We start from the raw sequence: 13,642 nt of genomic DNA, 5'->3' as shown, positions 1-13,642 counted from the left end.
GTCCACATACACTTAGTGATATAGATCTCATTATTCTTGTCAAAAATTAAGTCCTTCCTCAAAACCTCTAAATCAAATGTGATAAGAACAATTGGAAATTTGCCTATTTCCTCCGATCTAGTGATCTTTGTCACTATTTATATTTATGTAAATAGTTTTAGTTTTTATTATATATATAACTACATGAATTTTAAGTATTAAATATCTTTCTGTTTTTTGACGGTGAGGATGATCACTGAAGTGAGACTTTTATTTTTCAGGGCGAATTAAATCTAGCAATATGAATTCCATGCCAGGGAGGCAACCCATTACTAGCGGTTTACGGTGAATGATATACCAACGAAATTCCGCAGCTATTAAAATATAAAGGCAGTTTATTATGAAAAAAGTTATCGCTTTAAGTGCTCTTTCTCTTGCTTTCGCTTCTAGTGCTTTTGCTGGTTCTTCTTACGTAACAGGTAACATTCAGCTACATGACGATGGCCGTATTCACGGTTCAGATATGACTTCTACTTTAGAAGCTGGTCATACATTTGATAACCAACTTGGTGGTTTAACGCTTTACACTGAGTTTGATGGAATCCAAATTGGTGACCTTGAAGGCCTATCTATGGCTGAGCAAGGTAGCACCGCGACAGGTCCTTCAACGGGTCAAGGTAACGCATTTATTACTGTAGGTGGTGAGCAGTCTTTCAGCATCACAGACAACTTATGGGTTGCTGCAGGTTACCAGCACCTTTATTCAGCAGGCGATAGCATTCAATACCGTCCATTAGTTAAAATTGGTTATAACTTTGACAACGGTATTTCTATTAGCAACCGTACTCGTGCTCACATTGATGCTGTTGGTGACGCTAAAACTGACTACCGCATGGATAACCGCATTGCTTACGTACTTAACGAAGACGTTTCTCTTAGCTACAACAACGTTTACGTGATTGCGAATAATGAATCTGAATATAACGTTGCTGGTGACATGAAAAAGCAAGACACAATGGACCACGAGCTTCGTGCAACATGGACTCGTCAAGGTGTTCAGCCTTACTTTGAGTTCCGTAGCCAAGCAAATGGTGCTGATTTCGCAAACGGCGATTCAAAAACAAATAACGCGTTTGTATTCGGTGCTTCTTACGGCTTCTAAGACGTGATGACATTGTTTCTATAAGTCCTACTGTCCTAGGCAAAGAGCCTCGCTAAATTAGCGAGGCTCTTTTTTTATCTAGTTATAGTAGTTCAAACTGCTAGGTATTATTTAGCATCGTAGTGACGATATTCGAACACTTGACCCTGTTCGTTGAACGCATATACAGAGTACTCGTCTTTTTTATCGCCATACTCCATGCCTGGAGATCCCATAGGCATGCCCGGAACCGCCAAACCTTTTGCATTGCGAGGTGGGTTTTCTAAGAAAGCCTTAATATCGTCAGCTGGAATATGCCCTTCAAATACATAACCATCGATCTCTGCTGTGTGGCAAGAAGCCAATTCAGGTGTTACTCCTAACTTTTGCTTAATCGGGTTCATATCTTCGTGGAGCTTTTCTTCTACGTTGAAGCCAGCCTCTTTCATATGTTCTGTCCATTCTGTGCAGCAACCACAGTATGGAGATTTGTGATTAAGTACATCTGTCGCAAGAGCTTGTGCAGACATTAGAGTAAGAGCGGCTAGGGTGATTGCTTTGTTGATCATAATTAGTCTCTTTATGATTTGTTTAAATTAGTGAGCTTTGACTGTTGTGGTTTAAACAATCTTAATCGGTTTGCATTACTGACGACCGTGATGGAGGAAAGTGCCATCGCAGCCCCAGCAAATACTGGGCTTAATAAAAATCCAAAAATTGGATAAAGAACACCGGCGGCAATAGGGATACCCAGCGAGTTATAAATAAAAGCACCAAAGAGGTTCTGCTTCATATTCTTAACCGTTGCTTGCGAAAGCTTAATCGCGTTGCTGACCGCTATTGGTGATGAGTTTAACAGCGTCATCTGAGCACTTTCAATGGCTACATCACTACCACTTCCCATCGCAATTCCGATATCAGCTTGCGCTAGAGCAGGAGCATCGTTGATACCGTCACCGACCATAGCAACAGAATGGTATTTAGCTTGTAGGTTCTTAATGTGCTGCGCTTTTTGATCGGGTAGGACTTCGGCAATGATCTCATCGATTCCAAGTTCTTCACCAATAATCTTTGCGACTTGCTGGTTATCGCCCGTCAGCATAACAGTGTGGATGTTCGCATCTTTGAGTTCTGCAATTGCAACTTTACTGTCAGCTTTCAATGAATCTGAAATACTTACAATACCTTGAATGTGACCATTAATTGCGATGAGTACAGGGGTTAACGCTGAATTGATACTTTCTTGAATAAATGAATCGACAGGAGCAAGGTTAATGCCTAATTGCTTCATGAAGTTAGTTGACCCCACTTGTACTTGCATATTGTCTATAACAGCTTGTATTCCTTGACCACGTAAGTTTGCAAAAGATTCAGTCTTATAAGGAGATAATTTCTTTTCTTCCGCATAACGACAAATGGCTCTGGCTAGCGGGTGCTCAGATTGCAACTCAACAGAATAAGCCAACTTGAGTAATTCATTCTCATCTAGTTCAAGGCTTCTCAGGGTTTGTACGCTAGGTTTTCCTTGTGTGAGCGTACCTGTTTTGTCGAAAACAACCACTTGCACTTTACTTGCAGACTGCAGCACATCTGCGTCTTTAATTAACACGCCAAACTCCGCAGCTTTACCAATTCCGACAGTGATAGAAAGAGGAGTGGCTAAACCTAATGCACAAGGGCAAGCAATGATGAGTACAGTCGTTGAGACGATTAACATGTAGCTTGCACTTGGCTGAGGGCCGACAAAAAACCAAACCACTGCAGCAACAAGTGCAATAGCAACCACTACAGGCACAAAAACCGCAGAGATAGAGTCGGCTAGCTTCGCTATAGCTGGTTTACTGCTTTGCGCTTGTCGAACCATTTGAATGATCCGTGCGAGCATCGTTTCAGAGCCTATGCCTGTTGCTAGGATCGTAATACTGCCATCGCCATTAATTGTTCCTGCTGACACAAGACTCTTTTCCTGCTTTACAACGGGAAGTGGCTCACCAGTTAACATTGACTCATCCACGTATGACTCACCTTCTATTACTTTGCCATCAACGGGGATCTTTTCACCGGGTTTTATTCTAATGGACATGCCAAGTTCGATAGCTTCAACCGCAATTTTTTTGTCCTGCCCATCAATAACAACAGTCGCTTGCTGAGGTTGAAGGTTGATTAATGCTTGTAGGGACTGAGTTGTCTTGGCTTTGGCTTTAGCTTCAATATAGTGACCGAGTGAAATAAGCCCTATGATCATCGCACTGGCTTCGAAATATACATGGCGAGAAGATGCGGGAAACCAATCTGGAAATACGACGACTAACATTGAATATAGCCATGCGGCACCAGTACCCAGCGCAACAAGAGTATCCATAGTAGCTCGTTTATGCTGAACCGACTTCCAAGCATTGCTGAAAAAGCTTTTTCCTGAGGTGGCGAGCAATAGAAAGCAGAGAATCCCGATAACTCCCCAACCAATTTGATCGCTTTGAGATTGGATCATCATGGAACCTCCAAGCATGCCCCAAGCCATTAGGGGAATCCCAAGTAGCAGCGCTGTGATTGAATGCTTTCTGTGTGTAGCTTGAACAGCTAACTGTTGTGCTTGTTGCTTTATTTGTTGAGTAGCAGGGTCATCAACAAACTCAGCGCTGTATCCTGCTGTCTCAATTGCGGATATTAATAAGGTCTCTAACGGTTGTCTTGGTTTTGATGCGAAAATGACGGCACTTTGCTCTGCTAGGTTTATCTGAACTTTGTCTACAGATTCTACGGAAGATATGGCTTTTTCAACGGATGATACACAGCTTGCGCAAGTCATGCCTTGCAGGACTAGATGATGAGTAAATTGACTTGGGGCAGTGGTGACTTTTTCTTTTTTGGTAACAACATCATTAGAATCGATTTGATTTTGTGTAGGCACATTGGCATTGAACCCAAGAGACTCGACGATCTGAATTACTTGTTGTTGAGTTAAGGTGCTGAACATTCTCAGTTCGGTTTTAGTGACTTCTAAGTTGGAGGCTTCTTTACGCGCTTCAAATTCACTTTTCACCTTATTAATACACTTACCACAACTTAACCCAGACAGAGAAAGGTAAATAGGCGCCCCCATCTGATAGCCAACCTGTTCAATCGATAGTTTTAGTTCTTGATAAGTGAGTGAACTTGAAATTTCTAGTTTTGTTGGAGATATATCGATGATTTCCGTGTCGCTGTGTTTAAGAAGCGCACGCTTTAATTTGTTGGCACAACCCATACAGTTTAATCCTGTTAAGGGTACAAGGTAGTGGTTCATTTCGATTCTCCGGTTCTTATTACCCCATAAAGATAAACCTTCCCTTTAGGGCAAGGTCAAACGTTAATTTTTCTTCTCCCCTCTATGATACAAAAACGTCAATTTTCATTAGTTTTGACTTATTTTGGCGTTTTTACTTGCGAGTCACTTCAAAGTTCCTTCTCAATAAAAATAAAGTTCCCCTAAATGACAATATTTTTTCGTGACGTTGATCGGTTTATTTCTAATTTACCAAAGGTGAAACTTGTTGCACCTCACACGTCAAAACCAAATTAACGTATTTTAAATTTATATTTTAGCTGTAAGCTATTGATTTTATGTTGTTTATGTTTTTTTGTCTTTTGCGATTTTGATGCGTGTCTGATTTGGTATTTCAATGTTTTTCTAAGAAAAAAAAGTTTGTCATATTTGCCTCGTCCATAAATAGAACACTCGCTAAAGCCAGTCTTAATAGCGAGGAAATAAAAATTAATATATAGGGGTTAATCTTATGTCTACTTTTAAAAAGACTCTGCTAGGAGCTGCTGTATCAACGTTGATGTTGAGTGGTGGTGCTTACGCTGATGGCGCTAATAGTGATGCAGCAAAAAACTACTTAACAAAAGATTCTTTCGCATATGAAGTGTATGGAATCATCGCAATGCAAGCTGCATATCGCGACTATGATACGGGTGATACTGCCAAAGATGATAATTTGGGTGGTGCTCAACTAAACAATGAATCACGTATTGGTTTTCGTGGTAAGAAAGACTTTGCGAACTTTGGGCCTACTTTCCTTTGGCAAATCGAAGGTGGTTATGTAGACCCAAGCTTTGGTGGTGAAGGTGCTGGTCTTGGTGAGCGTGATACGTTTGTTGGATTTGAAGGTGAGTCTTTTGGTCAAGTTCGTTTAGGTCGAGTTTTGACACCAATGTATGAACTAGTCGATTGGCCTGCATCTAACCCTGGTATGGGTGATGTATATGACTGGGGTGGCGCAATCGGTGGTGCTAAGTATCAAGATCGCCAATCTAATACTGTTCGTTGGGATAGCCCAATGTACGCTGAAGCGCTTTCTTTTGATGTAGCGGTTGGTGCTGGTGATAAAGCTGGTTTAGGTGAAGGCGATGATTACTGGAGCGGTTTAGCGGCACACTACAAACTTGGTCCAATTCAATTTGACGCTGCTTATGAAGGAAACCGCAATATTAGCTATGAAAGCTCGAAGTGGTCGAATGATACGTACCTAGTTGGTCTTCAAGGCTGGTTTGATAACGGTATTTCTTTCTTCGCTCAATACAAAATGATGGAAGCTTCATCTACAGATGGTACTGATGAAAAGCAAAATGCAATGTCTTCAGCAATTATGTACACGACTGGCGATTGGCAGTATAAGTTAGGCTATGCAGCTAACTTCGACTTAGACCGTAACGGTCAAACCGTTGATAATACAGGTGATGACGTTCTATCAGCACAAGTCATGTACTTTGTAGATCCATCGGCTGTAATTTATGTTCGAGCTCGTACTTTAGACTTTGGTGATGGTGCTACTTATTCTGATGGCACTACTGACAAAGATGGTGGAACAACTCGCGGAAAATCAGGTGATTACGATGAGTTCTCTGTTGGTGTTGAGTACTACTTCTAATTACAAGTTAGCAATTGTTGCTATGTAAGTTGTGATAAATCAAGGGTATGCAAGTCATACCCTTTCCTCGTTTAACTTTGGTAAATCATTATGAAACTTAAAAACTCTTTAATGCTAGGTGCTATTCCGTTGCTATTTTCATCCCTTGCGTTAGCGGGAGGAACGCTAAACGTTCAACAAGAAATTGTTCCTCAAGTTTTGAATGGTGAGGCGATAGGGTCTTCTCATTTTATTGCTCAAGATACACTTGAGCTTAGAGAAGGGGATAATCAGCTGGCGATTACCGTTGGACAAATTGTTTTTGAAGATGGAAAGCGTCGAAAATACGATTCTCAACCTATTTTGCTTGATTTTAATGTTTCATCAGATCAAAAGTTGTCAGTGAACTATGAAACATTCCGAACAATTGAAGAAGCTAAGAAGTTCGAACGTTCTCCAAAAATATCATTAACCGATAATAATGGCTCTGCCGTTGAATTTGAACTTACCCAGTTGAATAAAGGAGGCCTGCAAGGTTTTCGTGATTACGAACGAGAAGTCGCTGATTATAATGTAAAAAGTGGCAACGATATTTCAGGTCAACAAAAGGCTGTAATGCCAATGTCCGAACAAAAAAACGTTGCTAGCTTGCAAGGCGAATTTTCAAATTTGAGTGCTGAGCAACAACAAGAATTTATGCAGTGGGCRATGCGTAATTTAAAATAATTTCTAGCATTGTAGATTTACCTTAGGGTGGTAAAATGTCGCCACTTTTATCCTTGTATCCGCAGTTCMTACTTTTAAATGCAACTGCACATTCATCTCTAAGGTATTTAAATGACGGTTAAAACTCGTTTTGCTCCTAGCCCTACAGGCTATCTTCACGTTGGTGGTGCACGTACAGCACTTTACTCTTGGCTTTTCGCTAAAAACCAAGGCGGTGAGTTCGTTCTACGTATCGAAGACACTGACTTAGAGCGTAATTCTCAAGAAGCGGTTGATGCGATTCTAGAAGGCATGAAATGGATGGGAATGGAATGGGATGAAGGTCCTTACTTCCAATCTAAGCGTTTTGACCGTTACAACGAAATGGTTGATAAGCTACTTGCTGAAGATAAGGCATTCAAATGTTATGCGCCTAAAGATCTGCTTGATGAAATTCGTGCAGAGCAAGAAGCAAATAAAGAAATGGCTCGTTACGATGCTAACCACCCAAAAATTGTTGCTGCTAATGAAGCTGCACAAGAAGGCGATGCTTGCGTAATCCGTTTCCGTAACCCGAAAGAAGGCAGCGTAGTATTTGAAGACCAGATCCGTGGTCGTATTGAAATCGCTAACAGCCAACTTGATGACCTAATCATTCGTCGTACAGACGGCGCTCCAACATACAACTTCGTGGTTGTTGTGGATGACTGGGATATGGGTATTACACACGTTGTTCGTGGTGAAGACCACATTAACAACACGCCTCGCCAAATTAACATTTATGAAGCACTAGGCGCGCCGGTTCCAACGTTCGCTCACTGTGCAATGATTCTAGGTGATGATGGTGCGAAACTTTCTAAGCGTCACGGTGCTGTATCTGTAATGCAATACCGCGACGAAGGTTACCTGCCAAATGCACTAAACAACTACCTAGTTCGTTTAGGCTGGTCTCACGGTGACCAAGAGATCTTCTCTCAAGAAGAGATGATTAACTTGTTTGCTCTAGACGCGATCAGTAAGTCTGCTTCTGCATTCAACACTGAAAAGCTTCTTTGGTTGAACAACCACTACATCAAAACGTCAGAACCAGAGTACGTAGCTGAATACCTACAATGGCACCTAGACGCACAGAAGATCGATACAACAAACGGCCCAGCTATTACTGAAGTGATCAAGCTAGTTGGCGAGCGTTGTAACACACTTATCGAACTTGCTGAGCAATCTCGTTACTTCTACGAAGACTTCTCTGAGTTTGAAGCTGGCGCGGCGAAGAAGCATCTACGTGGTGTCGCTAAAGGCCCACTAGAGCTTGCTCTTGCTAAAGCTGAAGCACTAGAAGACTTCACAACAGTAAATATCAAAGAAGGTATTATTGCTGCGGTATGTGAAGAGCTAGAGATTGGTATGGGTAAGATCGGTATGCCACTTCGCGTAGCAGTAACAGGTGGCGGTCAGTCTCCTTCTGTTGATGCTGTGATGGAGCTTGTTGGTAAAGAGCGTGTAATCGCTCGTATCAAGATGGCTCTAGAGTTCATTGCTGAGCGTGAAGCTAACGCTTAATTGAACAGTTCAAAATAGATTAGAAAAGGGGTCAGTAACTTGTTACTGACCCCTTTTTATATGCGTTAACGTCTATCTAATTGTTGGTTAGATCTTATCGTCAGCGATCAGTTGGGTGACTTGTTCGGGTGTTTTCTTATCGAACAGCACATCCATCATCGCTTTAATGCGTTCCATATCGTCACCAAACTTAGAAAAGTTTGCACTGTTTGGCGCTTTAAATTCGACATTGCCGATACGTTGTTGGTTTTGATACGCTGATATTTTAGCGTCAGCAACAAACGTTTTTAAATCCCAACTCCAACGAGAAACATAATCAAGAGTTACTTCTTCAGGGTTGTGTTCCGATCCATCAGCCGCCACCTTGCATTTCATTTGATTGTTCAGACACCATTCGAGCATCGAGTCTAAAAATATAGAGCGAGTTTTAGCGTCTTCTACAATTGTCACGTTTGTGATCGCTCCACTTTCTGGAATCGCGCTACCTGTATATTTAGGAGCACTGCAGCCAGCTAAAGTTAAAATTGAAGCAATGAGTAGCCACGTTTTCATGGTGAGCCTTATAGTTTTTTAAAGATTAACGAAGTGTTGATACCACCAAAGGCAAAGTTGTTGCTCATTAAGTAATCTACTTCTAATTCACGACCAGATCCGGTGATGTAATCAAGATCGCCGCAACGTTCATCCACGTTCTCTAGATTAAGAGTTGGGCTAAACCAATTGCTGTGCATCATTTCTAAACTCAACCATGCCTCAATAGCACCACATGCCCCTAAGGTATGACCAAAGTAGCTCTTCAATGAACTAATCGGTACTTGACCAAAGATGTTGGCTGTTGCATTACTTTCTGCAATGTCACCTTTGTCTGTTGCTGTACCGTGTGCTGACACATAACCGACATTTTTCGGATCAAGTTGTGCATCGTTCAATGCCATTTCCATACAAATTTGCATGGTTTCCATTTGAGGTTGGGTAACATGAGCAGCATCGCAGTTGCTGGCAAACCCGACAATCTCAGCGTAGATGGTTGCACCACGAGCAACAGCGTGGTCGTATTCTTCAAGGATCAAGGTGCCGGCACCTTCACCAATAACAAGACCATCACGATCTTTGTCATAGGGACTAGGGGATGTTTTTGGTGCTTCATTTTTCAAGCTGGTGGCAAAAAGGGTATCAAAGACCGCCGACTCTGTCGGGCAAAGCTCTTCACCGCCACCTGCGACCATGACGGTTTGGTAGCCATGTTTGATAGCTTCATAAGCATAACCGATGGCTTGGCTACCCGATGTGCACGCACTGCTGGTTGGAATAACTCGACCTTTTAAGCCAAAAAATAAGCCAACATTCACAGCTGCTGTGTGAGGCATCATTTGTACGTAGGTTGTCGCTGTTATTGCTCTAGTCGACTTTTCATTGAGCATTACACCAAACGCACCAATGGCGTCTGTACTACCGGTAGAAGAGCCGTAAGCAATGCCTGTTTGACCGTTAGTCAGAATGTCATGGCCAAGTAACCCAGCTTTCTCAAGCGCGTTCTCTGTTGCGACTGTCGCTAGACGAGATACTCGACCCATGCCGCGAACTTGTTTACGTTTGTAATGCTTTGGAAGCTCAAATTGATCAATAGGGGCTGCAAGCTTAGTGTTTAAGCCGTCATACTGCTCAAAGCTAGGCATGTATTGCGTGGCATTCTCACAGGCTCGTAGTTTTGGCTCGATTGCTTGCCAGTCGTTACCAAAAGCGGTAACACCAGACATGCCTGTAACGACAACGCGGCGGATCATACTAAGCCTCCGTTAACTGAAATAACTTGGCGAGTCACATAGGCAGCAATGTCAGACATCAAATAGCTGACTAGTCCTGCAACCTCTTCAGGTTCACCCATACGACGCAAAGGGACTTGAGGTAATGCATGTTCTTTAACATGTTCGTCAACCATACCGGTATCAATGAGGCCGGGCGCGACACAGTTTACGGTGATCTTACGTTTTGCAAGTTCCAAAGCGAGAGATTTGGTCGCACCGATGACTCCTGCTTTTGCTGCGCTGTAGTTTGTTTGGCCACGGTTACCCATGATCCCAGAAACAGAAGCGAGTGTAATAATACGGCCACCTTTACGCTTTTGAACCATAGGCATCACACAAGGGTGTAAAACGTTATAAAAGCTATCTAGGTTGGTGTGAATCACACCATCCCACTCTTCCTCTGTCATTGCAGGGAACGCGGTATCTCGAGTGATACCTGCATTATTAACAACACCGTAGTAAGCGCCATTTTCAGCAATATCAGCTTCTAATTTGTTTCGGCACTCTTCTCGGTTACTGATATCAAACTGAATAATACGGCCTTGGCCGCCAGCATCGTGAATGCTATTTAACGTGTCGAGTGCACCTTGCTTGTCACCCATATAATGCACAGCGATAGTAAATCCATCTTTTGCTAGGTGGATAGCAATTGCTCTACCAATGCCTTTACTAGCACCAGTGACTAATACCTGACGAGTCATGACTGGCTCCTAATTTTCATTTCTTGTAGTTTTTGTTCAGTAGGCACATAGACATTGAGCTGGCATTGAGCCATCAACTCGCCGTCAAATTCAATTTTTGCTGTGAATACTGCCATGCCGTTGTCTTCCATTAGTTGCTCTGCGTAGATATCTAAAGTCTGACCTAGCGTGAACTCGTCACATAATGCTTTATATCGACGGCTACCAAGTAAGAAACCAATCGGTGGTTGGTGACCTTTCTGAAGAGAATGATAGCCAGACCAGGCGGCAACAGATTGGGCCATAAATTCAATACCGAGATATGCAGGTGCAGTCTGGGATTCAGAGTCGAAGAAAATACAATGCGGACCAATGTTGACTTGGCAATGAATGGATGTCTCCTCAACTGAAATTGCACGATCGATTAAGATCATCGGCTCATCATGTGGGAGTAATTGATTAATTGGTTGGATATCAGTCATCTACGATACCAAAAATAAGGCTAATATTATTGCCACCAAAAGCAAATGAGTTGCTTAAGACAGCTTTTGATTGTGATTTTTTTTGACAGTTTACCAAATCAATTTGAATATCCTCAGCTTTATCCTGAGTTTTTTGTAAGGGAAGCGATAAATCGAACTTTAAGATATGCCATGCTAGTGCGGCTTCAACTGCACTTGCGGCACCTAAAGTATGGCCAGTGAGTGGCTTGGTAGAGCTGACAGGGACACATTCACCAAATAGGCGGTAAATGGCTTTCGACTCCATGCTGTCATTAAGGGGAGTTGCGGTGCCATGGGCATTAATGTAGCCAATTGACTCAGGAGTTAAGTTGGCATCTTGTAGCGCTTTTCTCATCGCTTGTTCTGCACCATTCCCTTCCGGGTGTGGGGCTGAAATATGGTGAGCATCAGAACTGTCACCAGCCCCAAGTAAAGCGACGGTAGGTGAGGTGCTAGCTGGTGGTTTATCTAGTGTTAGAAGCATAAATGCAGCAGCTTCACCTATGTTGATCCCATTTCGATGAGCGCCAAATGGCTGGCATAACGTCGAAGATAGTGCTTCTAAACTATGGAAACCGTTAAGCGTCAGTTTACACAGTGTGTCTACACCGCCAACAATCACAGCATCAACCAATCCTGACTTCAATAAGCGCTTTGCGGTTAAGAAAACGCGACCGCTTGAAGAGCAGGCTGTCGAAATTACATAATTAGGACCAGAGGTACCTAGGTAGTCGCTGACAAATTCACTAACGTTACTCAGCTCTTGCTGGCTGTAGTGAAAAGAGTCTGGAAACTGTCCCTGCTCTTGGAGTGCTTTAAAAGCGAGTTCACCATCAGATATGCCTGATGTACTTGTCCCAATCACGACAGCAACGCGTTCATTACCGTAATGTTCTATAGCGTGTTTCACTTGCTCTTCAATATGCATCAGAGCAGAGAGTGCTAACTGGTTATTACGAGTGTCGTAGTGTGATAAATGAGTTGGGATTAGAGGTAACTTATCGGTTACAGCGCCAACTATTGTTTCACTACCATCATTTAATAGGTTTCGGTCTACCCGCATATTGGAGTTTTCACCAGCTTGTAGAGCACTGTGAATATCTGACGATGGGCAGCCTAATGCAGAGTGTAAGCTGCATGCTTGGATATAAACTGGGTGTGTAGATGGTCGCATGGGTTACTTGCCTAACTCGTTATTCATTGTTTTCGTAAAGTTCAGGGTTTGAATAGAAATGGTGTAGCCCAACTCTAAGTGCTGAAATTCAATATTACCCGCTAATCTGTCTTCATTAGAGGTTGAGTCGTGATAAATGATCTTAATGATCGCTTGATTGTCATTACCATAAACGGTTCTTGTATTTTCAGACTCAACCATATTCCAATCAATCATCGCTAGAGGTTGATGCCAGGCTTCCATTGGCCAAAGCGTCAGCATGAGGTTAAACAATACCTGCTCTGGTTTTGGTAGAGTATCTTCGAGCCCACTCAATACACTCGTTTTAATTTGATTGTTGATGTATTCCAAAGAAAGAATACGAGTTCCCCAGGAAGAAAAACCGGCTAGTACTATATGCTGTTGTGAGAGGTCATTACCTTGCTTAACCTCAAGCTGCACAGGTAATTGTTGAGTGGTACTTCCCCATGCCGCTGAAACTAATTGACTTGCTGTTACGGAATATCCGAGCTCATTCGGTTGAGGCAGTTGTAACTGAACACCTTTAGTTACTTCAACGCTAGGGCTATTAATCGTCTTAGGGTTCAATGAGCACCCTAATAAACTCAAAGCACATAATATGATGGTAAAGATACGCATGAGTTTACCTTTTAAATCGTGTTGATTGATTTGCGATAGGCGCTAATAGCCAAGCAACAAAAATACCAGTTAGCACTGTTAAGCCAAAGCTATGTATTGCATGTGTTTGACTTAATGCCAGCAGACCAAATGAAAGTAAGGTGGTAAGTGCTGATAAGGTAATCGCAAGTAGCGTGCTATGACTTTGCTTTTGTTCTGAAAAGAATAGGGTGTAATCGATACCAATCCCTAGAATCAATATTAGGCCTAAAAGATTAAATAGGTTTAATGAAGAACCGAGTAAAGTTGTCACGGCTAATGCAGCAATACCTGCAATGAGTGAAGGTAAGATCATCTTCACGCTGTGCTTCCAACCGTAGCGAATGGCCAAAACAACAAAAATGGCAACTAAAGCGATACATAGAAGTTCGCCAATATTGGTGCGATATTCTTTAAATAAGTCAGAGATCTCTTCCGCTTTATTTAGATAAGTAACGCCTAATTGCGAGGCTGTGTCTGATTGTAGCCACTTATTAAATTCGAGAGGCTGTTCAATGCTTTTTAGCATGATGACCGAAGCATATT

Annotated in this window: 12 protein-coding genes and 1 pseudogene; 4 read left to right on the top strand and 9 right to left on the bottom strand. The window is 42.3% G+C overall.

The genetic code is table 11. The features are described from left to right. The first annotated feature begins 379 nt into the window (after nucleotides 1-379). Nucleotides 380-1,141, top strand: a complete 762-nt coding sequence (locus tag L4C33_RS13650) for an oligogalacturonate-specific porin KdgM family protein (protein ID WP_428812978.1) — start codon at nucleotides 380-382, stop codon at nucleotides 1,139-1,141. A gap of 107 nt (nucleotides 1,142-1,248) precedes the next feature. Here the strand turns inward: L4C33_RS13650 and L4C33_RS13645 are convergent, their stop codons facing one another. Then, entirely contained in the window at nucleotides 1,249-1,689 is a 441-nt protein-coding gene (locus L4C33_RS13645) for a DUF411 domain-containing protein (protein ID WP_428812977.1), read from the bottom strand. A gap of 11 nt (nucleotides 1,690-1,700) precedes the next feature. After that, entirely contained in the window at nucleotides 1,701-4,406 is a 2,706-nt protein-coding gene (locus L4C33_RS13640; RefSeq protein ID WP_428812976.1) for a heavy metal translocating P-type ATPase, read from the bottom strand. Nucleotides 4,407-4,896: 490 nt separating this feature from the next. Between L4C33_RS13640 and L4C33_RS13635 the strand changes: the two genes are divergently transcribed. From L4C33_RS13635 to gltX, 3 genes are all read left to right on the top strand, one after another. Beyond that, a complete protein-coding gene (locus L4C33_RS13635; protein ID WP_428812975.1) occupies nucleotides 4,897-6,033 on the top strand; it encodes a porin in 1,137 nt (378 codons plus the stop codon). A gap of 90 nt (nucleotides 6,034-6,123) precedes the next feature. Next, nucleotides 6,124-6,738 carry a YccT family protein gene (locus L4C33_RS13630; RefSeq protein ID WP_428812974.1) on the top strand — a complete coding sequence of 205 codons (615 nt, stop codon included), beginning with the start codon at nucleotides 6,124-6,126 and terminating at the stop codon, nucleotides 6,736-6,738. A 111-nt stretch (nucleotides 6,739-6,849) separates the two neighbouring features. Further along, nucleotides 6,850-8,277, top strand: a complete 1,428-nt coding sequence (gene gltX / locus L4C33_RS13625; protein ID WP_428812973.1) for a glutamate--tRNA ligase — start codon at nucleotides 6,850-6,852, stop codon at nucleotides 8,275-8,277. An 87-nt stretch (nucleotides 8,278-8,364) separates the two neighbouring features. Here the strand turns inward: gltX and L4C33_RS13620 are convergent, their stop codons facing one another. The 7 genes and pseudogenes from L4C33_RS13620 to L4C33_RS13590 form a co-directional block, all read right to left on the bottom strand. Continuing rightward, nucleotides 8,365-8,829 carry an Sbal_3080 family lipoprotein gene (locus L4C33_RS13620; RefSeq protein WP_428812972.1) on the bottom strand — a complete coding sequence of 155 codons (465 nt, stop codon included), beginning with the start codon at nucleotides 8,827-8,829 and terminating at the stop codon, nucleotides 8,365-8,367. An 8-nt stretch (nucleotides 8,830-8,837) separates the two neighbouring features. Further along, nucleotides 8,838-10,061, bottom strand: a complete 1,224-nt coding sequence (locus L4C33_RS13615) for a beta-ketoacyl-ACP synthase (protein WP_428812971.1) — start codon at nucleotides 10,059-10,061, stop codon at nucleotides 8,838-8,840. Beyond that, complete coding sequence (locus L4C33_RS13610; RefSeq protein ID WP_428812970.1) at nucleotides 10,058-10,783, bottom strand: 3-ketoacyl-ACP reductase FabG2; 726 nt, start codon at nucleotides 10,781-10,783, stop codon at nucleotides 10,058-10,060. Before L4C33_RS13610 ends, L4C33_RS13615 begins: the two co-directional genes overlap by 4 nt. Next, nucleotides 10,780-11,244 carry a hotdog family protein gene (locus L4C33_RS13605; RefSeq protein WP_428812969.1) on the bottom strand — a complete coding sequence of 155 codons (465 nt, stop codon included), beginning with the start codon at nucleotides 11,242-11,244 and terminating at the stop codon, nucleotides 10,780-10,782. The genes L4C33_RS13610 and L4C33_RS13605 overlap by 4 nt, the downstream gene beginning before the upstream one ends. Continuing rightward, the gene (locus tag L4C33_RS13600; RefSeq protein ID WP_428812968.1) at nucleotides 11,237-12,439 is read right to left on the bottom strand and encodes a beta-ketoacyl-[acyl-carrier-protein] synthase family protein; all 1,203 of its coding nucleotides are present in this window, start codon (nucleotides 12,437-12,439) and stop codon (nucleotides 11,237-11,239) included. The genes L4C33_RS13605 and L4C33_RS13600 overlap by 8 nt, the downstream gene beginning before the upstream one ends. Before the next feature lie 3 nt (nucleotides 12,440-12,442). Continuing rightward, on the bottom strand, nucleotides 12,443-13,078 hold the full coding sequence (locus L4C33_RS13595; RefSeq protein ID WP_428812967.1) for a DUF3261 domain-containing protein: 636 nt from the start codon (nucleotides 13,076-13,078) through the stop codon (nucleotides 12,443-12,445). 4 nt (nucleotides 13,079-13,082) lie between these two features. Next, a pseudogene (locus L4C33_RS13590) lies at nucleotides 13,083-13,642 on the bottom strand (MMPL family transporter); the annotation flags it as partial.

Origin of the sequence: Vibrio makurazakiensis, assembly GCF_050337375.1 — a bacterium.
GTDB lineage: Bacteria > Pseudomonadota > Gammaproteobacteria > Enterobacterales > Vibrionaceae > Vibrio > Vibrio makurazakiensis.
The sequence above is the reverse complement of the archived record's forward strand: the minus strand, read 5'-3'. Positions and strand labels throughout refer to the sequence as shown.

Coding starts and splice junctions, on each gene's coding strand:
- gltX (WP_428812973.1), top strand. CDS start 6,850: ATGACGGTTAAAACTCGTTTTGCTCCTAGCCCTACAGGCTATCTTCAC.
- L4C33_RS13595 (WP_428812967.1), bottom strand. CDS start 13,078: ATGCGTATCTTTACCATCATATTATGTGCTTTGAGTTTATTAGGGTGC.
- L4C33_RS13650 (WP_428812978.1), top strand. CDS start 380: ATGAAAAAAGTTATCGCTTTAAGTGCTCTTTCTCTTGCTTTCGCTTCT.
- L4C33_RS13600 (WP_428812968.1), bottom strand. CDS start 12,439: ATGCGACCATCTACACACCCAGTTTATATCCAAGCATGCAGCTTACAC.
- L4C33_RS13635 (WP_428812975.1), top strand. CDS start 4,897: ATGTCTACTTTTAAAAAGACTCTGCTAGGAGCTGCTGTATCAACGTTG.
- L4C33_RS13620 (WP_428812972.1), bottom strand. CDS start 8,829: ATGAAAACGTGGCTACTCATTGCTTCAATTTTAACTTTAGCTGGCTGC.
- L4C33_RS13645 (WP_428812977.1), bottom strand. CDS start 1,689: ATGATCAACAAAGCAATCACCCTAGCCGCTCTTACTCTAATGTCTGCA.
- L4C33_RS13610 (WP_428812970.1), bottom strand. CDS start 10,783: ATGACTCGTCAGGTATTAGTCACTGGTGCTAGTAAAGGCATTGGTAGA.
- L4C33_RS13605 (WP_428812969.1), bottom strand. CDS start 11,244: ATGACTGATATCCAACCAATTAATCAATTACTCCCACATGATGAGCCG.
- L4C33_RS13615 (WP_428812971.1), bottom strand. CDS start 10,061: ATGATCCGCCGCGTTGTCGTTACAGGCATGTCTGGTGTTACCGCTTTT.
- L4C33_RS13640 (WP_428812976.1), bottom strand. CDS start 4,406: ATGAACCACTACCTTGTACCCTTAACAGGATTAAACTGTATGGGTTGT.